19 protein-coding genes and 2 tRNA genes are annotated in these 21,054 nt (G+C 57.4%); 2 read left to right on the top strand and 19 right to left on the bottom strand.

The window, feature by feature from the left end:
• Positions 1-7 precede the first annotated feature (7 nt).
• Positions 8-316 (top strand): DUF2845 domain-containing protein, encoded by a 309-nt coding sequence (locus JSY17_RS22395; protein WP_404823138.1) that lies wholly within the window; start codon positions 8-10, stop codon positions 314-316.
• A gap of 145 nt (positions 317-461) precedes the next feature.
• Here JSY17_RS22395 and JSY17_RS22390 read toward each other — a convergent pair whose 3' ends face one another.
• The 16 genes from JSY17_RS22390 to rlmE all read right to left on the bottom strand — a co-directional run bounded on the left by JSY17_RS22390 (position 462) and on the right by rlmE (position 16,483).
• On the bottom strand, positions 462-812 hold the full coding sequence (locus JSY17_RS22390; protein ID WP_117166302.1) for a BON domain-containing protein: 351 nt from the start codon (positions 810-812) through the stop codon (positions 462-464).
• A gap of 295 nt (positions 813-1,107) precedes the next feature.
• Entirely contained in the window at positions 1,108-3,213 is a 2,106-nt protein-coding gene (gene pnp, locus JSY17_RS22385; RefSeq protein WP_117184041.1) for a polyribonucleotide nucleotidyltransferase, read from the bottom strand.
• A gap of 173 nt (positions 3,214-3,386) precedes the next feature.
• On the bottom strand, positions 3,387-3,656 hold the full coding sequence (rpsO, locus tag JSY17_RS22380; protein WP_024684882.1) for a 30S ribosomal protein S15: 270 nt from the start codon (positions 3,654-3,656) through the stop codon (positions 3,387-3,389).
• Between the two features lie 152 nt (positions 3,657-3,808).
• Positions 3,809-4,726 (bottom strand): tRNA pseudouridine(55) synthase TruB, encoded by a 918-nt coding sequence (gene truB, locus JSY17_RS22375; RefSeq protein ID WP_117166304.1) that lies wholly within the window; start codon positions 4,724-4,726, stop codon positions 3,809-3,811.
• Between the two features lie 3 nt (positions 4,727-4,729).
• A complete protein-coding gene (gene rbfA, locus JSY17_RS22370; protein WP_117184042.1) occupies positions 4,730-5,146 on the bottom strand; it encodes a 30S ribosome-binding factor RbfA in 417 nt (138 codons plus the stop codon).
• A gap of 158 nt (positions 5,147-5,304) precedes the next feature.
• A complete protein-coding gene (gene infB, locus JSY17_RS22365) occupies positions 5,305-7,848 on the bottom strand; it encodes a translation initiation factor IF-2 (protein WP_117184043.1) in 2,544 nt (847 codons plus the stop codon).
• Positions 7,849-7,874: 26 nt separating this feature from the next.
• Positions 7,875-9,356: a transcription termination factor NusA gene (nusA, locus tag JSY17_RS22360; protein WP_117166307.1), complete on the bottom strand. Its 1,482-nt coding sequence runs from the start codon at positions 9,354-9,356 to the stop codon at positions 7,875-7,877.
• A 59-nt stretch (positions 9,357-9,415) separates the two neighbouring features.
• Positions 9,416-9,874 (bottom strand): ribosome maturation factor RimP, encoded by a 459-nt coding sequence (gene rimP / locus JSY17_RS22355; RefSeq protein WP_183134070.1) that lies wholly within the window; start codon positions 9,872-9,874, stop codon positions 9,416-9,418.
• Positions 9,875-10,003: 129 nt separating this feature from the next.
• Positions 10,004-10,080: transfer RNA gene (locus JSY17_RS22350), tRNA-Met, on the bottom strand.
• Positions 10,081-10,176: 96 nt separating this feature from the next.
• A tRNA-Leu gene (locus JSY17_RS22345) sits at positions 10,177-10,262 on the bottom strand.
• A gap of 47 nt (positions 10,263-10,309) precedes the next feature.
• Positions 10,310-10,690: a preprotein translocase subunit SecG gene (gene secG, locus JSY17_RS22340; protein ID WP_117166309.1), complete on the bottom strand. Its 381-nt coding sequence runs from the start codon at positions 10,688-10,690 to the stop codon at positions 10,310-10,312.
• A 4-nt stretch (positions 10,691-10,694) separates the two neighbouring features.
• Positions 10,695-11,450: a triose-phosphate isomerase gene (gene tpiA, locus JSY17_RS22335; protein WP_117166310.1), complete on the bottom strand. Its 756-nt coding sequence runs from the start codon at positions 11,448-11,450 to the stop codon at positions 10,695-10,697.
• Positions 11,451-11,516: 66 nt separating this feature from the next.
• Positions 11,517-12,857: a phosphoglucosamine mutase gene (gene glmM, locus JSY17_RS22330; RefSeq protein WP_117166311.1), complete on the bottom strand. Its 1,341-nt coding sequence runs from the start codon at positions 12,855-12,857 to the stop codon at positions 11,517-11,519.
• Between the two features lie 20 nt (positions 12,858-12,877).
• On the bottom strand, positions 12,878-13,729 hold the full coding sequence (gene folP / locus JSY17_RS22325) for a dihydropteroate synthase (RefSeq protein WP_206403076.1): 852 nt from the start codon (positions 13,727-13,729) through the stop codon (positions 12,878-12,880).
• An 8-nt stretch (positions 13,730-13,737) separates the two neighbouring features.
• Positions 13,738-15,639, bottom strand: a complete 1,902-nt coding sequence (ftsH, locus tag JSY17_RS22320; protein ID WP_117166313.1) for an ATP-dependent zinc metalloprotease FtsH — start codon at positions 15,637-15,639, stop codon at positions 13,738-13,740.
• A 193-nt stretch (positions 15,640-15,832) separates the two neighbouring features.
• Complete coding sequence (gene rlmE, locus JSY17_RS22315; protein WP_117184045.1) at positions 15,833-16,483, bottom strand: 23S rRNA (uridine(2552)-2'-O)-methyltransferase RlmE; 651 nt, start codon at positions 16,481-16,483, stop codon at positions 15,833-15,835.
• Positions 16,484-16,590: 107 nt separating this feature from the next.
• Between rlmE and JSY17_RS22310 the strand changes: the two genes are divergently transcribed.
• Positions 16,591-16,899, top strand: a complete 309-nt coding sequence (locus JSY17_RS22310; RefSeq protein ID WP_025258493.1) for a YhbY family RNA-binding protein — start codon at positions 16,591-16,593, stop codon at positions 16,897-16,899.
• A 21-nt stretch (positions 16,900-16,920) separates the two neighbouring features.
• Here JSY17_RS22310 and JSY17_RS22305 read toward each other — a convergent pair whose 3' ends face one another.
• Genes JSY17_RS22305 through carB form a run of 3 tightly spaced genes read right to left on the bottom strand, consistent with a single transcriptional unit; the run spans position 16,921 to position 21,036 of the window.
• The gene (locus JSY17_RS22305) at positions 16,921-17,337 is read right to left on the bottom strand and encodes an MFS transporter (protein WP_232849599.1); all 417 of its coding nucleotides are present in this window, start codon (positions 17,335-17,337) and stop codon (positions 16,921-16,923) included.
• Between the two features lie 4 nt (positions 17,338-17,341).
• The gene (gene greA / locus JSY17_RS22300) at positions 17,342-17,818 is read right to left on the bottom strand and encodes a transcription elongation factor GreA (protein WP_117166315.1); all 477 of its coding nucleotides are present in this window, start codon (positions 17,816-17,818) and stop codon (positions 17,342-17,344) included.
• Complete coding sequence (gene carB / locus JSY17_RS22295; protein WP_206403075.1) at positions 17,815-21,036, bottom strand: carbamoyl-phosphate synthase large subunit; 3,222 nt, start codon at positions 21,034-21,036, stop codon at positions 17,815-17,817. Before carB ends, greA begins: the two co-directional genes overlap by 4 nt.
• Positions 21,037-21,054 lie beyond the last annotated feature (18 nt).

Raw genomic sequence — 21,054 nt, 5'->3', positions numbered from 1 at the left:
AACCCCGATCAGGCTTGCCGGTTTCATCGTGCTCACGCTCTCTGGAGCGCTGGCGGCGACAGCACAGGCGTCGACCTTGCGTTGCGGCAGCCAGTTGATCAGTACGGGGGACAGGATTTTCGAGGTTCAGCAGAAATGCGGAGAGCCTGTGAGCCAGGAGGTCTTGGGCAGCAAGGAAACCTACAGCAGCAACTATCGCAGGTCAGAGGAAGTGCGGATCGAAGAGTGGGTTTACGGGCCGTATAACGGCATGTACCAATACCTGCGCTTCGAGGGCGGTCGTCTGGTCAGGATCGACAGCAAGCGCGGCCAATGAACAAGCCTCGCCTGAAATAGAACAGGCCCCAGTGCGAACACCGGGGCCTGTAATGGCCACATCCTTGTGGCCTCTCGCATGAACTTCCTGTCTGCCGACAACCTGCAAGGCTGTCGACCAGACGTCAGATGCTCAATACAAAGGATTACTCGGCTTTCAGGCCATCAGCCGAAACAGCCTGGACGCCTTTGATTTTCTTGGCGATAGCCACAGCAGTGGTCTTCTGGGCTTCGGTCACGGCAACAGTGGAGGACAGGGAAACCACGCCTTTGTTGGTTTCAACCTTGATGTCCGAGCCAGGAATGCCTTTTTCAGTCAGCAGATCGGCTTTAACCTTGGTGGTGATCCAGGTATCGCCAGTCTCTTCCTTGACTTTAGCCACTTCGCCGGCAGCCAGCATCATTGGAGCCTGGGTGTTGGTCTGAGCGAATGCAGCGTTAGCCATGGTCAGTGTCAGGGCAGTTGCGGTGGCAGCAGCGATAGCGAACTTCTTCATACGATAACTCCTGTTTTTCTCAGAAACTGCACCAACCATCGTTGGTTGCAGGGTTACTGGTTATATCGCAAGGGGTGTGCCAATCTGCCACAAACCATAAAACCCTTTAAATTCAATAGCTTATTATTTTTCCTATTTTGCACGATCGTGCAGATTGCCCGTTCGCCCAAAAACTTCACTTGCAAGATGCATGTTCTCTTCGGGCGTTTTGAGAGACTTTGCATAAGCCGTTATTTACGCTCATAAAAAAAGGATCCCGAAGGATCCTTTCTTTTTGGCAAAGCCTGACGAGCTATCAGACGCCCGATGCTTTTGCAGCGGCTACGTCCTTGATCGACAGCTTGATGCGACCACGGTTGTCGACGTCCAGTACCAGAACTTCGACTTCCTGGCCTTCTTTCAGGATGTCGGTCACTTTCTCTACGCGAGCATCGCTCAGCATGGAGATGTGCACCAGACCGTCCTTGCCAGGCAGGATGTTGACGAATGCGCCGAAGTCGACGATACGCTCAACCTTGCCGACGTAGATCTTGCCGATTTCCGCTTCTGCGGTGATACCCAGAACGCGCTGACGTGCTGCTTCAGCCGCGTCCTTGGTTTCGCCGAAGATCTTGATCGAGCCGTCGTCTTCGATGTCGATCGAAGCCTTGGTCTCTTCACAGATTGCACGGATGGTCGCGCCGCCTTTACCGATGACGTCACGGATCTTGTCGGTGTCGATCTTCATCGCGATCATGGTCGGAGCGTTGGCCGACAGCTCGGTACGCGACTGGCCAATGATCTGGTTCATCTGACCGAGGATGTTCAGGCGAGCTTCCAGGGCCTGGCCCAGGGCGATCTCCATGATTTCTTCGGTGATGCCTTTGATCTTGATGTCCATCTGCAGCGCGGTAACACCTTTGGAGGTACCGGCTACCTTGAAGTCCATGTCGCCCAGGTGGTCTTCGTCACCCAGGATGTCGGTCAGAACCGCGAATTTCTCGCCTTCCTTGACCAGACCCATGGCGATACCGGCAACCGGCGCCTTCATCGGTACACCGGCGTCCATCAGAGCCAGGGAAGCACCGCAGACCGAAGCCATGGAGCTGGAACCGTTGGATTCGGTGATTTCCGATACCACGCGGATGGTGTAAGGGAACACGTCGGTTTCAGGCAGCATGGCCTGAACGCTGCGACGAGCCAGACGGCCGTGACCGATCTCACGACGACCGGCGCCACCCATGCGGCCACACTCGCCTACCGAGAACGGTGGGAAGTTGTAGTGCAGCATGAACGGGTCTTTCTTCTCGCCTTCGAGGGTGTCCAGCAGTTGTGCGTCACGGGCAGTACCCAGAGTCGCGACAACCAGAGCCTGGGTTTCGCCACGGGTGAACAGTGCCGAACCGTGAGTCTTTGGCAGAACGCCAACTTCGATGTTCAGAGGACGAACGGTGCGGGTGTCACGGCCATCGATACGTGGCTTGCCGTTGACGATGTTCTCACGCACGGTGCGGTATTCGATTTCACCGAAAGCCGCTTTGACTTCGCTGGCAGACGGGCTGCCTTCTTCAACAGCCAGTTTGGCAACGACCTGATCACGCAGCTCGCCCAGACGCGCATAGCGGTCGGCCTTGACGGTGATGGTGTAAGCCTGGGAGATCGCGTCGCCGAACTCGGAACGGATCGCGCCCAGCAGCGCAGTGGCTTCCGGCTTTGGCTGCCAGTCCCAGACAGGCTTGGCGGCTTCTGCGGCCAGTTCCTTGACCGCGTTGATCACGGCCTGGAATTCGTCGTGGGCGAACAGGACAGCGCCCAGCATCTGGTCTTCGGTCAGTTCCTTGGCTTCGGATTCAACCATCAGAACGGCTTCGGAAGTACCGGCTACGACCATGTCCAGGCTCGAAGCCTGCAGTTGCTCGTAAGTCGGGTTCAGCAGGTAGCCGGTGCTTTCATGGAAAGCAACGCGGGCAGCGCCGACAGGGCCGTCGAACGGAATGCCGGAGATGGCCAGGGCAGCCGAAGTACCGATCATGGCAGCGATGTCCGGATCGGTTTTCTTGCTGGTGGAAACCACGGTGCAGACAACCTGCACTTCGTTCATGAAGCCTTCTGGAAACAACGGACGGATCGGACGGTCGATCAGACGCGAAGTCAGGGTTTCTTTCTCGGAAGGACGGCCTTCACGCTTGAAGAAACCACCAGGGATCTTGCCGGCAGCGTAGGTTTTTTCCTGGTAGTGCACAGACAGAGGGAAAAAGCCCTTGCTGGCATCGGCCTGTTTGGCACCGACCACTGTCACCAATACGCTGACGTCGTCGTCAACGGTGACCAGTACTGCGCCGGAAGCCTGACGGGCGATGCGGCCAGTCTCCAGGGTTACGGTCGATTGACCGAACTGAAATTTCTTGATTACCGGGTTCACGGTTTCCTACCTTTTCTGTGGCTCTTGGGGAACTGGTTTCTTGCGAATTCTTGGGCAGCGAGGGGAATCGGACCCTTCGACAGTCCAGATAAAACTAGAGGCTGGAAGCCTGCCAGGAGCCATCGGTATACCGATGAATCGTGACAGACAACCAACCTCTCGCAACGTCGTTATTAGCGACGCAGACCCAGACGACCGATCAGGGTGCTGTAACGGCTAACGTCCTTACCTTTCAGGTAATCCAGCAGCTTGCGACGCTGGTTTACCATACGGATCAGGCCACGACGCGAGTGGTGGTCCTTACCGTTGGCCTTGAAGTGGCCTTGCAGTTTGTTGATGTTGGCGGTCAGCAGTGCAACTTGCACTTCTGGCGAACCAGTGTCACCAACAGCTTGCTGGTAGTCGGTTACGATCTGAGCTTTTTCTTCAACGCTGAGTGCCATGTGGGCAATCCTTCATTTCAGGGAAACCGCTTCCGAAGAAGAGTTTCCAACAGGCCAGGGACAGATCCCTGTATTAAAAAATGAGATGTGACCGTGCCTGTTGACAGCCACCCTCGTTCCAGACCACCTGCATGCAGACAGCCTGGTTCCGGTCATTCTGACCGAATCAGACGACGCGGCGCTATACGCCCGTCTTCGCTTACTTCACCGATCCCGATGAAGCGACCTTCGTGATCCTGCACCCGGACCATGCCGAACTTCGGCGCATCCGGTGCTCTTACCGGCTGACCATGCAGCCAGTAGAAAGAACTGTGTTCCGAAAACTGCAGCAATGGCCAATGTAGCAGACCGCTGTCAGATGGCATCAGGAAACGGTCGACCGCTTCGTTGCCACCTTCGGCGTGTACCTGCTCAAGCTCTTCCAGCGTGACCGTCTGGCTCAGGCTGAAAGGCCCGGCCTGGGTACGACGCAGCTCTGCGACATAGGCTCCACAGCCCAGTTTTTCACCAATATCCTCGACCAGGGTCCGAATATAGGTGCCTTTGCTGCAATCGACCGAAAGACGCGCAGTCTCGGACTCGCAAGCCAGCAATTCCAGGCGCGCAATAGTAACAGAACGAGGCTCACGCTCCACTACTTCACCTGCACGGGCCAGCTTGTAAAGAGGCTGTCCATCACGCTTGAGGGCCGAGTACATCGGAGGTATCTGGCTGATTTCACCGCGAAAAGCCGGCAGAACCGCTTCGATATCTTCACGACCAACGGTCACCGGGCGAGTCTGCAACACTTCGCCTTCGGAGTCTGCAGTGGTGGTGGTCTTGCCCAGTTGCATCAGTGTCTCGTAGGACTTGTCCGAATCGAGCAGGTACTGAGAGAACTTGGTGGCCTCACCGAAACACAGCGGCAACACACCTGTAGCCAGTGGATCGAGACTACCGGTATGCCCGGCCTTTTCGGCGTTGAGCAACCAGCGCACCTTTTGCAGGGCCGCATTGGACGTGAAACCCAGAGGCTTGTCGAGCAGGATGATTCCGCTGACGTTGCGGCGTATACGCTTGACCTGAGCCACGCCTTACTCCTCGGTACTGTCCGGTTTCGTGCCTTGTGGCGCGGAACCTTCCTGATGTTGTCCGTCTTCGGCCACTGCACGCTCGATCAATGCCGAGAGATGTGCGCCACGAGCCACGCTTTCGTCGTAATGGAAATGCAACTGCGGCACGCTGCGCAGTTTCATTTCGCGGGCCAGCTGCATGCGCAGGAAGCCGGCGGCGGAGTTGAGCACCTTGATGCTCTGCGCGATGTCCTCGGCGCTGTCCTGCCCCATTACGGTCATGAAGATCTTGGCATGCCCCACATCACGGCTGACATCGACCGCAGTGATGGTGACCAGACCCACACGTGGGTCCTTGATTTCGCGGCGGATCAACTGCGCCAGTTCGCGCTGCATCTGATCGCCGATTCGTTGGGTACGGCTATATTCTTTTGCCATGGCTTGTTACCTGTTACTGACTCGGGAGCAAACCCTGACAGTCTGAAAGCGGCAAACGCCCGGCCTGACAATTGCCAGACCGGGCGTTGCGTTGAGAGCCCATGACAGCTCCGTGCATTTGCATGCATGACTCTGCCATGGCTCCTGTAGCTCGCGATTTAGAGGCTGCGAGCAACCTGGACCTTCTCGAAGACTTCGATCTTGTCACCGACCTTGACGTCGTTGTAGCTCTTGACGCCGATACCGCATTCCATGCCGGCACGAACTTCGGAAGCATCGTCCTTGAAGCGGCGCAGGGATTCCAGCTCGCCTTCAAAGATAACGATGTCGTCACGCAGAACGCGGATCGGACGGTTACGGTGAACGACACCTTCAACGACCATACAGCCTGCGATCGCGCCGAATTTCGGCGAGCGGAACACGTCACGCACTTCGGCGATACCGAGGATGTTCTCGCGAACATCGCTGCCCAGCATACCGGTCAGCGCTTTCTTGACGTCTTCGATGATGTCGTAGATCACGTTGTAGTAACGCATATCCAGACCTTCCTGCTCGACGATCTTGCGCGCGCCAGCGTCGGCACGCACGTTGAAACCGAACAGTACAGCGTTGGAGGCCAGTGCCAGGTTGGCGTCGCTCTCGGTGATACCACCGACACCGCCACCGACGACACGCACTTGCACTTCATCGTTACCCAGGCCGCCCAGGGCGCCCTGCAGTGCTTCCAGCGAACCACGGACGTCGGATTTGAGGACGATGTTAAGCGTCTTCTTCTCTTCCTGGCCCATGCTTTCGAAGATGTTTTCCAGCTTGCCGGCATGTGCGCGAGCCAGTTTGACTTCACGGAACTTGCCTTGACGGAACAGAGCGACTTCACGGGCTTTCTTCTCGTCAGCCAGTACGCTCATCTCGTCGCCAGCATCCGGCGTGCCATCCAGACCGAGGATCTCGACCGGAATCGACGGGCCAGCCTCTTTTACAGGCTTGCCGTTTTCGTCGAGCATGGCGCGGATACGACCGAAGTTCGAACCGACCAGAACCATGTCGCCCTGACGCAGCGTACCGTCCTGAACCAGAACCGTGGCAACCGGGCCGCGGCCCTTGTCCAGACGGGACTCGACGACAACACCACGACCAGGAGCCGATGGAGTGGCCTTGAGTTCCAGAACCTCGGCCTGCAGCAGGACTGCTTCGAGCAGTTCGTCGACACCGGTACCCATTTTTGCGGAAACCGGAACGAAAGGCGTATCACCGCCCCACTCTTCGGAAGTCACGCCATGGACCGACAGTTCGCTACGGATGCGATCGAGGTCTGCGCCCGGCTTGTCGATCTTGTTCACTGCAACGACCAGCGGTACGCCAGCTGCCATGGCATGCTGAACGGCTTCGATGGTCTGCGGCATCACGCCGTCGTCCGCTGCAACAACCAGGATGACGATATCGGTTGCCTTGGCACCACGGGCACGCATTGCGGTAAACGCGGCGTGACCCGGGGTGTCGAGGAAGGTGACCATGCCGCGTTCGGTTTCGACGTGGTAGGCACCGATGTGCTGGGTGATACCACCGGCTTCGCCAGCAGCAACCTTGGCACGACGGATATAGTCGAGCAGGGAAGTCTTACCGTGGTCAACGTGGCCCATTACGGTCACGACCGGAGCACGAGCGAAGGTTTCACCCACGAACTTCAGGGATTCCGCCAGGGAGTCTTCCAGGGCGTTGTCGCTGATCAGCGTGACCTTGTGGCCCAGCTCTTCGGCGATCAACTGGGCAGTTTCCTGATCCAGTACCTGGTTGATGGTCACCGGAGTACCCAGCTTGAACATGAACTTGATGACTTCGGCTGCCTTGACGGACATCTGTGCCGCCAGTTCGCCGACAGTGATGGTCTCGCCGATGGCAACGTCACGAATAACCGGACCGGTAGGGTTCTGGAAACCGTGGGCATTGCGTTTCTTCAGCTTGGACTTGCCGCGACCACCACGACGGAAACCATCGCTTTCTTCGTCGGTAGTACGAGGAGCAACGCGAACAGCAGGCGCCTTCTCTTTTACCGAAGCGCGGTGCGGAGCGTTCTTGCGCTCGCCGTCGCCACCACGCGAGTTGCGGTCATCGCCACGGGTCTTGTCCGGACGACGCTGATCGTCACGCTTGCGAACTTCGACAACAGGCGCAGCAGGTGCGGGTGTTGGCGCAGGTGCCGCCGGAGCGGCAGGCGCTTCACGCACAGGCTCGGCAGCCGCCACAGGGGCTGGCGCAGGAGCAGCAGGTGCCTCGACCGGCTCGGCAACAGGCTGACGACGCGCTTCTTCTTCGGCGCGACGCTTGGCTTCTTCTTCAGCCTTTTGACGGGCGGCATTTTCTACCGCACGGCGTTCGTCCAGCTCACGCTTGCGCTCGGCCTCGATTTCTTCCGGGCTGCGTTGCACGAAAACTTTCTTCTTGCGCACTTCAACGCTGATACTTTTGCTGCCGGCAACGCGCAGGGTGCTGGTGGTCTTGCGCTGCAAGGTAATCTTGCGCGGCTCTTCCACTTTAGCCTTGTGGCTGCTTTTCAAGTGAGTCAGCAACGATTGCTTTTCACTGTCGGACACATGTTCCTCGGCGGCGGTGTGCGGCAGACCTGCCTCACGCATCTGCTGCAGCAGGCGCTCTACCGGTGTTTTGACCTCATCGGCCAGTTGTTTCACCGTGACTTGCGTCATGCACTTCTCTCCTCAGGCCGCGCCTGTTACTCGAACCAATGGGCTCGGGCGGCCATGATCAACTTGCCGGCACGATCATCGTCAATGCCGTCGATGTCGAGCAGGTCATCTATAGACTGCTCGGCCAGGTCTTCGCGGGTAATTACGCCGCGCACCGCCAGTTCCATCGCCAAATCCTTGTCCATACCCTCAAGCGAGAGCAGGTCTTCGGCCGGATGGGCGTCTGCCAGCTTTTCCTCAGTAGCGATGGCTTTAGTCAACAAGCGATCCTTGGCACGAGCGCGAAGCTCGTTGACGGTTTCTTCGTCAAAGCCGTCGATGTTGAGCATTTCTTCCAGCGGTACGTAGGCAATCTCTTCCAGGCTGGTGAAGCCTTCATCGACCAGCACCTGCGCCAGATCTTCGTCGACTTCCAGCTCGTCGATGAAGTTGCGCAGAATGTCGCCAGTCTCTGCCTGCTGCTTGGCCTGGATGTCCGACTCGGTCATCACGTTCAGGGTCCAGCCAGTCAACTGACTTGCCAGACGCACGTTCTGACCGCCACGACCAATGGCCTGAGCCAGATTGTCCGCACCAACAGCGATATCCATTGCATGGGCATCTTCATCGACGATGATTGCAGCCACTTCAGCAGGGGACATTGCGTTGATCACGAACTGTGCCGGGTTATCGTCCCAGAGCACGATATCCACACGCTCGCCACCCAGCTCGCCGGATACGGCCTGAACACGCGAACCGCGCATGCCGATGCAGGCGCCTTGCGGATCGATTCGTTTGTCCTTGGAGCGAACAGCGATCTTGGCACGCGAACCCGGGTCACGGGAGGCAGCCATCACCTCGATCAGACCTTCGGCAATTTCCGGTACTTCGATACGGAAAAGCTCGATCAGCATCTCTGGCGCAGTACGCGACAGAATCAGCTGCGGGCCACGGTTTTCAGTGCGGATTTCTTTCAGCAGAGCCCGCAGACGCACACCTACCCGGAAAGTCTCACGGGAGATGATGTCTTCACGAGCCAGCAGTGCTTCGGCATTGTTACCCAGGTCAACGATGACATTGTCACGCGTAACCTTTTTGACAGTACCGGAAATGATTTCACCCAGACGCTCGCGATAGGCATCGACCACCTGAGCGCGCTCGGCTTCACGAACCTTCTGCACAATGACTTGCTTGGCGGTCTGCGCAGCAATACGACCGAACTCGATGGACTCGATCTTTTCTTCGATCAGATCGCCAGCGACAGCACCCGGCTTTCTGGCCTGGGCCTGGTCTACAGCCAGCTCATAAGCCGGATCGTCCAGATCTTCGTCCTCGACCACAGTCCAGCGACGGAAAGTCTCGTAGTTTCCGGTGTGGCGGTTGATTTCCACACGCAGTTCAACCTCATCTTCAAAACGCTTCTTGGTAGCAGTGGCAAGAGCCAGCTCCAACGCTTCAAAAATCACTCCTGCCGGAACGCCCTTTTCATTGGACACCGACTCAACAACCAGCAGTACTTCTTTGCTCATCGTACGCCTCGCCTTTCGCAAGCCATTGGATCCGCGGGATCCGCTGTATCTGGCACGTCTCAGTCAAACGTGGGAATAATGTTGGCTTTGTCGATCAAGTCGATCGGCAACAGGTATTCGTGATCGTCTACATGCACCACGACGTCCTGCTCCTCCACCCCGCGGAGAAGGCCTTGAAAGTTGCGTCGACCATCAAATGGCGAGCGCAGCTTTATTTTCACTTGTTCCCCAGCGTGCAAAGCAAACTGTTCAAGAGTGAACAGCGGGCGATCCATGCCAGGAGAAGACACTTCAAGCGTGTATTCAGCACTGATGGGATCTTCAACATCCAGAACACCGCTGACCTGGCGACTGACTATTTCGCAGTCTTCCACCAGAACGCCGCCTTCTTTGTCGATATAAATGCGCAGCAGTGAATGTCGGCCCTGGGAAAGAAACTCAATTCCCCAGCATTGATAGCCAAGAGCCTCGACCACAGGGGCCAACAAGGCCTGCAACTGTTCTAGCTTGCTCGACACCTGAACCCCCTCGTGCATGCTTTAGAAATAAAAAAATGGGCAAAAGCCCATCACGAAAACGCCGCTGAACATCGGCGTCATGTACTGTCCAGCTAACAAAAAGCCCCTGAAACAGGGGCTTCGCGAAACTGGTTGCGGGGGCTGGATTTGAACCAACGACCTTCGGGTTATGAGCCCGACGAGCTACCAGACTGCTCCACCCCGCGACAAAGCTGGGGCGAAAGTATACGACCGTTCCCCTTGGGGGTCAATCGAACATCCACCTGCAAGAAAGCCCGCTAGTGCGGGCTCTCCTGCTTAATTGGTACCGAGAAGGGGACTCGAACCCCTACACCCTATGGGCACAACCACCTCAAGGTTGCGTGTCTACCAATTCCACCACCTCGGCATTACAACTCTTTTTGGCGATCTCAACAAACATCGCCGAATTCTTTTTTACTTCTGCTCTGGCGCTTGAGGTACGTCAGCTGGAACAGCAGCTGGCTTTTGCGCTTCGAGCACCGGAACATCATCTGCTGCCGGTTTCTGTTTCGATTCCAAAACCGTTGGATCTGGCAAACCTGCTTGATTCAGCCCTTGAGCTTTCTCTTTAGCAAAGTAACCTAACCCCAAGCTGGTTATGAAAAAAGCTGCGGCGAGTATAGCAGTAAACTTACTAAGAAAGGTAGAGGTTCCTTGCCCTCCGAACACAGTATTTGATGCACCTGCTCCGAAAGACGCACCGGCGTCCGCACCCTTACCCTGCTGCAGCAATACCAGGACAACAACGCCCAGAGCGCCCAGCAGATGAAAAACGACTACGACTGTTTCCAGCATTTTTTCAGTTTCCCGCGGCGCGACAGATCGCACCGAACTCATCTGCATTCAGGGAAGCTCCACCAATGAGCCCCCCATCGATATCCGGCATGCTGAACAACTCGACCGCATTGGCCGCCTTCACGCTGCCGCCATAAAGAAGACGCACGCCTTGTGCGACTTCGGAATTCTCTTTCGCCAGTTGCGCGCGAATAGCTGCGTGCACTTCCTGCGCCTGCTGAGGCGAGGCTGTCAGCCCGGTGCCTATGGCCCAGACCGGCTCGTAAGCGATTACTGCATCAACAAATGCACCGATGCCGAATTCGGCGATGATGCTATCAAGCTGCTGCCCGACAACTTCCAGCGTCTGACCCGCTTCGCGCTGCTCAAGGGTTTCCCCTATGCACAACACCGGTATCAGACCGCTCGCCTGAATCGCCGCAAACTTGCGGTTGAGGACATCATCCTGCTCACCAATTAATTGGCGGCGCTCGGAGTGCCCAACCAGTACAAACCTGCAACCTGCATCAGCCAGCTGACTCGACGCTATCTCGCCTGTCAGTGCACCTTGTGCCGCCTGAATCGCAGCATCCTGGGCACCAACGGCGATTGACTGACCTTTCAGCCCTTCGATCGCCTGGGCGATGTAGAGACTTGGAGGCATAACCGCGACATCAACATCGCTTGGCAGAACCTGCCCGGCAAGCCCGTCGATCAGCTCAGCGACGCTGGCGCGGGTACCGTGCATCTTCCAGTTACCAGCTACCATAGGGCGACGCATGCTACACCTCGTCGGTCAAAGTGGGCGCAGATGTTACCCAACACTTTCAACACTGGCAAGCCAAAATCAGGCGCAAACTTCAGCAACCAGTTTTGCCAGCTCATCGGCGTAGTTTCTGACCTGGGTTTCATCCTCACCCTCGACCATGACCCGCACCAATGGCTCGGTGCCAGACTTGCGCAGCAGGACACGACCACGCCCCGCCATTTCCTCGGTAACACGGGCACAGGCCTCCTGCACCGACGGGTGAGTGACCGGATCCACGCCACCGCCAAAACGGACATTGACCAGTACCTGAGGGCACTTGCGCAGCTTCTGGCGGATCTCGCACAGACTGACGCCACGACGACGCAAGGCAAGCAGCACCTGCAGGGCCGCGATGATTGCATCACCCGTGGTGGTGTGCTGGAAGCAGACGATATGACCGGAGTTTTCACCGCCGATCTGCCAGTCACGCTCCAGAAGCTCGGCGATCACATAACGGTCACCGACATTGGCACGCACGAACGGAATATTCAGCTCGGCCAGCGCCAACTCCAGACCCAGGTTGCTCATCAGAGTACCGACCACACCGCCCTGCAGACGACCGCGCTCCTGCAGATCGCTGGCAATGATGTACAGAAGCTCGTCGCCATCGACGACCGCCCCCGTATGATCGACCATCAGGACCCTGTCGCCATCGCCATCAAAGGCAATACCCAGATCCGCCTTTTCGGCCACGACAGCAGCCTGCAGCGCTTCCGTATGAGTGGAGCCGCAATCCTTGTTGATATTGAGGCCGTCAGGCTGTGCCGACAGCACGACAACCTGGGCACCCAATTCACGGAAAACGCTCGGAGCCACTTTATAGGTAGCACCGTGGGCGCAGTCGATCACCACTTTCAGACCGGCGAAGCTGGTACTGGTCGGCACGCTGCTTTTACAGAATTCGATGTAACGACCGGCGGCATCGTTGATACGGGAAACCTTGCCGAGCTTTTCGGATTCGGCGACGGTCATCGGCGTATCCAGCAGCTCTTCGATCATCTGCTCGATCTCGTCGGGCAGCTTGGTGCCCTTGCCCGAGAAGAATTTGATGCCGTTGTCGTAATGTGGATTGTGGGAAGCACTGATCACGATACCCGCTTCGGCATGAAAGGTACGGGTCAGGTACGCGATAGCCGGCGTCGGCATCGGGCCAAGCAGCATGACATCGGCACCGGCAGCCGAAATACCGGCCTCCAGCGCAGATTCGAACATATAGCCGGAAATACGGGTGTCCTTGCCGACAAGGATCCTGCAGGCGCCCATACGACGGAAGGCCATGCCGGCAGCCCAGCCAAGCTTGAGCATGAACTCAGGCGTGATTGGAAACTGCCCTACCCGGCCACGAATGCCGTCAGTTCCGAAATACTTTCTTGTAGTCATAAATGCTGCTCCACAGTTTCTTACTCAGCCGATTCGACAGCTGCAATCATGCGCACCACATCAGCCGTTTCGGCGACATCGTGCACACGTAGAATTCGAGCCCCTTTGGCCATCGCCAGAGCAGCCAACGCCAGGCCTCCGTACAGACGTTCCCCGACGGGACGCCCCAGCACGGCACCGATCATGCTTTTGCGCGATACCCCGACCAGCAACGGACGCCCAAGCGAATGCAGGACCTCCATATGCTTGAACAGGCTCAGGTTGTGATCCAGCGTCTTGGCAAAACCGAAACCCGGATCGAGGATGATCCGCTCACGAACGATACCCGCCGCCGCACACTGATTCATTCGCTCAAGCAGAAAGGCACTGACCTCAGCCACCAGATCGGTGTAACGCGGGTCATCCTGCATATTGCCCGGCTCGCCAAGCATGTGCATCAGGCACACCGGCAAACCTGTCCGGGCGGCAGCCTCAAGGGCACCGGGACGCCCCAGCGAGCGCACATCATTGATAAGCCCCGCGCCGAGACGAGCCGTTTCGAGCATGACCTCAGGCGTAGAAGTATCAACCGAGACAATGACGTCGAGTTCGCGGCAGATAGCTTCTACCACCGGAGCGACCCGTTCAAGCTCTTGCTCAGGAGAAACAGGAGGCGCACCAGGGCGAGTTGACTCGCCACCGACATCGATCAGGGTTGCACCAGCCAGCACCATGGCCTCGGCATGACGCAAGGCAGCATCGAGCTGACTGTAGCGACCGCCATCCGAGAATGAGTCTGGAGTTGCGTTGAGAATGCCCATCACGTGCGTATGGGCCAAATCAAGAACCCGGTTGCCGCAAGGCAACCGGGTCGGGTACAGCGTAGAAGTCATGTCAGACCTTAATGTTCAGCAGCAGGACCGCCGATTGGAGCTTCCGGGCGGGCATCCGGCACAGGCGTGCCTTTGGTACCCGAACCACCTTCCCAGTCTCGCGGCTCACGCGGAGGTCGGCCCGCCATGATGTCATCGATCTGATCCGAGTCGATGGTCTCATATTTCATGAGCGCCTCGGCCATCGCATCCAGCTTGTCACGGTTGTCGGTGAGAAGCTGCTTGGCGGTGTTATAGCTGTGATCGATGATGCTGCGCACTTCCAGATCGATCAGCTTGGCGGTGTCGCCAGAGAAGTTCGAGTTCTGGCTGCCGCCACGACCCAGGAAGCCTGAATCCTCATCTTCGGAATACATCAACGGACCGAGTTTTTCCGACAACCCCCACTTGGTCACCATGTTCCGGGCAATCTGACTTGCCCGCATGATGTCGTTGGAAGCACCGGTGGTAACACCATCGAAGCCCAGCGTCATTTCCTCGGCGATACGACCGCCGTACAGGGAGCAGATCTGGCTGACCAGAGCACGCTTGGACAGGCTGTAGCGATCTTCTTCCGGCAGGAACATGGTCACACCCAGCGCACGACCGCGCGGGATGATCGACACCTTGTAGACCGGATCATGCTCAGGCACCAGACGACCGACGATAGCGTGACCGGCTTCGTGGTAGGCCGTGTTCTGCTTTTCCTTCTCGGACATGACCATGCTCTTGCGCTCTGCGCCCATCATGATCTTGTCCTTGGCCAGCTCGAATTCCTTCATCTCGACGATGCGCTTGCTGGCACGGGCCGCGAACAGGGAAGCCTCGTTGACCAGGTTGGCCAGGTCGGCACCCGAGAAACCCGGAGTACCGCGAGCGATGACCGCAGCATTCACGTCTTCGCCCATCGGGACTTTGCGCATATGAACCTTGAGAATCTGCTCACGACCACGAATGTCCGGCAGACCTACGACCACCTGACGGTCGAAACGGCCTGGACGCAGCAGAGCCGGGTCCAGTACGTCAGGACGGTTGGTAGCGGCGATGACAATGATGCCATCGTTCATTTCAAAGCCGTCCATCTCTACCAGCAACTGGTTGAGGGTTTGCTCGCGCTCGTCATGACCGCCACCCATGCCAGCGCCACGATGGCGACCCACGGCATCGATTTCGTCGATGAAGATGATGCACGGAGCGTGTTTCTTGGCCTGTTCGAACATGTCACGGACACGGCTTGCACCGACACCCACGAACATTTCGACGAAGTCGGAACCGGAAATGGTGAAGAACGGCACTTTTGCTTCGCCGGCAATTGCCTTGGCAAGCAGTGTCTTACCGGTACCCGGAGGACCGACCATCAGCACGCCGCGCGGAATGCGACCACCCAGACGCTGGAACTTGCCCGGATCACGAAGAAACTCGACGAGCTCGCCTACTTCTTCCTTGGCCTCATCACACCCGGCCACATCGGCCAGGGTCGTTTTCACCTGATCTTCGGAAAGCAGACGCGCCTTGCTCTTGCCAAAGCTCATCGGGCCGCCCTTGCCGCCCGCGCCACCTTGCATCTGGCGCATGAAGAACATGAACACCGCAATGATGACCAGAATCGGGAAGCTGGCGACCAGCAACTGGGTCCAGATGCTCTGCTGCTCAGGCTGCTTGCCTTCGACAACCACATTGTTATCGACCAGATCGCCGATCAGACCGTTGTCTGCAATGGCAGGACGAATGGTCTTGAAGGTGTCGCCATCAGTGCGCTTGCCTGTGATGACGGCGCCGTCCACGGAAACCTTCTCGACCTTGCCATCCTTGACCTGCTGGATGAACTCGGAGTAGTTGAGGGTCTGCGGCTCGTTCGGGCTGGAGAAGTTGTTCATCACCGTCACCAGGACTGCCGCGATGATCAACCACAGGATCAAATTCTTTGCCATATCGTTCAATTAGCTACCCTCTGAAGCAAGCTCCACGCAGGAAGCGTGCCTCGCATGATATTCACCGGCCTAACTTACTACAGAACCTACAGATGTGGCAGGCACCGTCTGTAACCCTTTGTGAAACTTTCACTACATGATGGTCGTACATGCGCCATCAGCATAGCCATTTGAAAAAAGCTATCGGCTGCCTTCAAAGGCGCTCATCGCTGGCAGCACCTTCTATTGCGCGAAACCCGCGAGCCAGCAGATATTGCTCGCGGGACCTGTCACGCGACGACAATGGCTTGCGCATCTGCACCTTGTCGAAGAGCTTGCGAATTTCCTTGTGATACACATCGAAGCCTTCACCCTGGAAGACCTTGATCAGAAAATCGCCACCCGGACGCAAGACACGGCCTGCCAGATCCAGAGCCAACTCACAGAGAAACATTGCACGCGGCATGTCCACTGCGCTCAATCCACTCATATTGGGGGCCATATCGGAAATCACAAGGTCTACCTGCGTATTACCGACAGCTTCCAGGATCTGAGCGAGAACGGCGTCCTCGGTGAAGTCACCCTGAATGAAGGTCACATCGGGAATGCTGTCCATCTCCAGGATATCGGACGCAATCAGCCGACCCTGACCACCAATCAGACGACTGGTCACTTGCGACCACCCGCCCGGTGCTGCACCCAGGTCGATAACCGTCATGCCTGGACGGATGATTTTGTCTTTCTCCTGGATCTCCAGAAGCTTGTAGCTGGCACGAGAACGGTAACCGTCCTTCTGCGCCATTTTGACGTATTTGTCATCAAAGTGTTCTTTGAGCCAGTTATGGCTTGACTTGGAACGGGCCACGGGGCACCTCGAAAATAAAACGAGTCGTGATTAAGTGGGCGGTCCCGGATTCGCTCGGGTAAACTGGCCGCCGCTTTTTTTACAAGATCAGACGCAGGGGTCAGATTATGCCGCTCACTCAAGAGCAGAAGAAACAATACAAATCCATTGGCCACCATCTGAAACCAGTATTGATAGTGGCTGACAATGGTTTGACTGAAGGTGTGCTCGCCGAACTCGAGCGTGCACTGAGCGATCACGAGCTGATCAAGATCAAACTCAACATCCTCGATCGCGAAAGCCGCCTTCAGACCATTGCAGAACTCTGCAAGGCCGGTTCAGCGGACCTCGTACAGGTCATCGGCAAAATGGCGCTGATCTATCGCAAGAACCCAAAGGTAAACAAGCAACTGTCCAACGTCCACCGCGCAAGCTGATTTTCAAAAGCCAGGGCGCCTTCAGCGCGCCCTGCTGCTCCTTCCCGGCACCGGCTGCAAGACCAGTAACAAGCCGCTCAACGCCAGCACCAGATAACTCAGCAATTGCCAGTGCAGAGCACCGGCAAACCAGTGTCGCAGCACGTAATAGACGGCTGACGACAGCAAGGCAATTGAAAGCAATTGCCCGCGAAAATCCCGCCAGACACTTGCCAGCCGCTCGAAACGGACCAGCAACGCCAGTTGCAGCACCACACAGGCTGCCGCAAAAGCGACCAGCAAAGCACTCGCACGACTGGCGAACTGATCGATGAACAGCGGCGCAAGGCCTGTCTGATCGAGCACCGCCAATGTCGCCAGATGCAAGAGGACCAGCCCGCCCACCCATAAGGTCTGGACAAGCTGCCAGACAATTGCGCCCGCTGGAAACGGGCGCAACCCATCAAACGTGACGGACTTCAATGATCTCGTACTCGATGAGACCGCTTGGCGTTTTCACCGCCACCACATCACCCTCTTCCTTGGCAATCAAGGCACGAGCGATAGGCGAACCGACGGAGATCTTGCCCAGTTTGATGTCGGCCTCGTCTTCTCCAACGATCTGATAGGTCACGGACTCATCGGTTTCAACGTTGGCGATCTGGACAGTCGTACCGAAAATCACCTTCCCCGTATGGGGAATGGTGGTGACGTCGATGATGACCGCATTCTGCATGCGGCCTTCGATATCACGGATACGTGCCTCGACCATACCCTGCTGCTCGCGGGCAGCATGGTATTCGGCGTTTTCCTTGAGGTCGCCCAGCTCACGCGCAGTACCGATGTCCTGGCTGAGTTTTGGACGAACAACCTTGGTCAGATGCGTCAATTCTTCTTCCAGGGCGCGAGCGCCCTGGACAGTCATTGGGTATTTGATCATGCCTTCAATCCTGCATGTAGATCCTGCAAGCGGCGCACGGTCTTTTCAGGGCCGAACTTGAGCGCTTCGCAGATGGCTTCGCCAGCAGCAATAGTAGTGGTGCAGTAAATCTTGTGCTGCAAGGCGTTACGACGAATGGAGTAAGAGTCGGCGATGGACTGACGACCTTCGGTGGTGTTGATGATCAGCGTGACTTCGTCATTCTTGATCATATCGACCACATGCGGACGGCCTTCGGTCACCTTGTTGACGCGACGGACCTTCAAACCGGCAGCTTCGATCAGCTTCGCCGTACCGGCAGTCGCCACGATCTCGAAACCGAGGTTGATCAGGTCACGAGCGACGCCAGCCACCAGAGGCTTATCGTCATTGCGCACGCTGATGAACGCAGTGCCGCCTGTCGGCAGAATCTCGCTGGCACCAACCTGAGCCTTGGCAAAAGCTTCACCGAAGGTGTCGCCCACACCCATCACTTCACCGGTCGACTTCATCTCCGGGCCGAGGATCGGGTCAACGCCAGGGAACTTGGCGAACGGGAAGACCGCTTCTTTAACGCTGTAGAAGTTCGGAATGATTTCCTTGGTGAAACCCAGCTCTTTCAGAGTCTTACCCGCCATGACGCGAGCAGCAATCATCGCCAGGGAAACACCGATGCACTTGGACACGAAAGGTACGGTACGGGATGCACGCGGGTTCACTTCGATGACGTAGATGTCTTCGCCTTGCAGCGCCAACTGAACGTTCATCAGACCGACAACGCCCAGCTCCAGGGCCATTTTCTTGACCTGTTCGCGCATCTCGTCCTGGATATGGGCCGGCAGCGAGTAAGGCGGCAGCGAACATGCGGAGTCACCGGAGTGAACACCCGCCTGCTCGATATGCTGCATGATCGCGCCGATCACGACATCGGTACCGTCGCAGACAGCATCGACGTCCACTTCGATTGCACAGTTCAGGAAGTGGTCCAGCAACACCGGGCTGTCGTTGGAAACCTGAACGGCTTCGCGCAGGTAGCGCTTGAGTTCTTCTTCCTGGTAGACGATTTCCATCGCCCGGCCGCCGAGTACGTAGGAAGGACGCACAACCAGTGGATAACCGATTTTTGCGGCTGCACGAATGGCTTCGTCTTCGCTGCGAACGGTGGCGTTTGGCGGCTGACGCAGGTTCAGGCGCTCAACCATCTGCTGGAAGCGCTCACGGTCTTCTGCACGGTCGATGGCGTCAGGGCTGGTGCCGATGATTGGCACACCAGCAGCTTCCAGGGCACGAGCCAGTTTCAGAGGAGTCTGGCCGCCGTATTGGACGATCACGCCTTTAGGCTTCTCGACGCGCACGATTTCCAGAACGTCTTCCAGAGTAACCGGCTCGAAGTACAGACGGTCGGAAGTATCGTAGTCGGTAGAGACGGTTTCCGGGTTGCAGTTGACCATGATGGTCTCGTAACCGTCTTCGCGCAGCGCCAGGGCCGCGTGTACACAGCAGTAGTCGAACTCGATGCCCTGACCGATACGGTTGGGACCGCCGCCCAGGATCATGATCTTGTCACGAGTCGACGGGCTGGCTTCACACTCTTCTTCGTACGTCGAGTACAGGTAAGCGGTGTCGGTCGCGAACTCGGCAGCGCAGGTATCGACGCGCTTGTAGACCGGGAACACTTCCAGCTTCTGACGGTGAGTACGCAGGTTCTTCTCGGTAACACCCAGCAGCTTGGCCAGGCGCGCATCGGAGAAGCCCTTGCGCTTGAGGCGGAACATCAGGTCACGATCGATGGCCGAAAGACCCAGGGTCTTGACCTTCTCTTCTTCCTTGATCAGATCTTCGATCTGCACCAGGAACCAAGGGTCGATCATGTTCATTTCGAAGATTTCTTCGACAGTCAGACCGGCACGGAACGCATCGGCAACGTACCAGATGCGCTCGGCACCCGGAACGGTCAGTTCGCGCTTGAGGGTGCTCATGCTTTCCGGGTGGCTCAGGTCCAGCTTCGGATCGAGGCCGCAGACACCGACTTCCAGACCGCGCAGGGCTTTCTGCAGGGATTCCTGGAAGGTACGGCCGATGGCCATGACTTCACCGACCGACTTCATCTGAGTGGTCAGGCGGGCGTCGGCCTTGGAGAACTTCTCGAAGGCAAAGCGTGGCAGCTTGGTGACGACGTAGTCGATGGACGGTTCGAAGGACGCCGGGGTCTTGCCGTCGGTGATGTCGTTCTGCAGTTCGTCGAGGGTGTAGCCGACTGCCAGCTTGGCAGCGACCTTGGCAATCGGGAAACCGGTGGCCTTGGAAGCCAGCGCAGAGGAACGGGAAACGCGCGGGTTCATCTCGATCACGACCATGCGGCCAGTGTTCGGGCAGATACCGAACTGCACGTTGGAACCGCCGGTTTCAACGCCGATCTCGCGCAGAACAGCCAGAGAGGCGTTACGCAGGATCTGGTATTCCTTGTCGGTCAGGGTCTGTGCCGGGGCAACAGTGATCGAGTCACCGGTGTGTACGCCCATCGGGTCGAAGTTTTCGATGGAGCAGACGATGATGCAGTTGTCCTTCTTGTCGCGGACAACTTCCATTTCATACTCTTTCCAGCCGATCAGCGACTCGTCGATCAGCAGTTCCTTGGTCGGCGACAGGTCCAGACCACGGGCGCAGATTTCTTCGAACTCTTCACGGTTGTACGCGATACCGCCACCCGTACCACCCATGGTGAACGATGGGCGGATGATGCAAGGGAAGCCCAGCTTTTCGAGAACTGCGTTGGCTTCTTCCATGGAATGGGCAATGCCGGAGCGCGGGCATTCCAGACCGATGGATTTCATGGCCTTATCGAAGCGCGAACGGTCTTCGGCCTTGTCGATGGTGTCGGCATTGGCGCCGATCATTTCAACACCGAACTTCTCCAGAACGCCTTCGCGCTCCAGATCCAGTGCGCAGTTGAGTGCAGTCTGGCCGCCCATGGTTGGCAGCACGGCATCCGGACGCTCTTTTTCGATGATCTTGGCAACGGTCTGCCACTTGATCGGCTCGATGTAGGTCGCGTCGGCCATGGCCGGGTCGGTCATGATGGTCGCCGGGTTGGAGTTCACCAGGATGACGCGGTAACCCTCTTCGCGCAGAGCCTTGCAGGCCTGGGCGCCGGAGTAGTCGAATTCACAGGCCTGGCCGATCACGATGGGGCCGGCGCCGAGAATCAGGATGCTTTTAATATCTGTACGTTTTGGCATGGGTTGTCACTCAAATCC

The organism is Pseudomonas capsici, assembly GCF_017165765.1.
Lineage (GTDB): Bacteria > Pseudomonadota > Gammaproteobacteria > Pseudomonadales > Pseudomonadaceae > Aquipseudomonas > Aquipseudomonas capsici.
This window is presented reverse-complemented; position numbering and strand designations above follow the sequence as displayed.

Coding starts and splice junctions, on each gene's coding strand:
- ftsH (WP_117166313.1), bottom strand. CDS start 15,639: ATGGCAAAGAATTTGATCCTGTGGTTGATCATCGCGGCAGTCCTGGTG.
- infB (WP_117184043.1), bottom strand. CDS start 7,848: ATGACGCAAGTCACGGTGAAACAACTGGCCGATGAGGTCAAAACACCG.
- folP (WP_206403076.1), bottom strand. CDS start 13,729: ATGACTTCTACGCTGTACCCGACCCGGTTGCCTTGCGGCAACCGGGTT.
- rpsO (WP_024684882.1), bottom strand. CDS start 3,656: ATGGCACTCAGCGTTGAAGAAAAAGCTCAGATCGTAACCGACTACCAG.
- JSY17_RS22310 (WP_025258493.1), top strand. CDS start 16,591: ATGCCGCTCACTCAAGAGCAGAAGAAACAATACAAATCCATTGGCCAC.
- carB (WP_206403075.1), bottom strand. CDS start 21,036: ATGCCAAAACGTACAGATATTAAAAGCATCCTGATTCTCGGCGCCGGC.
- JSY17_RS22390 (WP_117166302.1), bottom strand. CDS start 812: ATGAAGAAGTTCGCTATCGCTGCTGCCACCGCAACTGCCCTGACACTG.
- rbfA (WP_117184042.1), bottom strand. CDS start 5,146: ATGGCAAAAGAATATAGCCGTACCCAACGAATCGGCGATCAGATGCAG.
- glmM (WP_117166311.1), bottom strand. CDS start 12,857: ATGACTACAAGAAAGTATTTCGGAACTGACGGCATTCGTGGCCGGGTA.
- secG (WP_117166309.1), bottom strand. CDS start 10,690: ATGCTGGAAACAGTCGTAGTCGTTTTTCATCTGCTGGGCGCTCTGGGC.
- greA (WP_117166315.1), bottom strand. CDS start 17,818: ATGATCAAATACCCAATGACTGTCCAGGGCGCTCGCGCCCTGGAAGAA.
- tpiA (WP_117166310.1), bottom strand. CDS start 11,450: ATGCGTCGCCCTATGGTAGCTGGTAACTGGAAGATGCACGGTACCCGC.
- nusA (WP_117166307.1), bottom strand. CDS start 9,356: ATGAGCAAAGAAGTACTGCTGGTTGTTGAGTCGGTGTCCAATGAAAAG.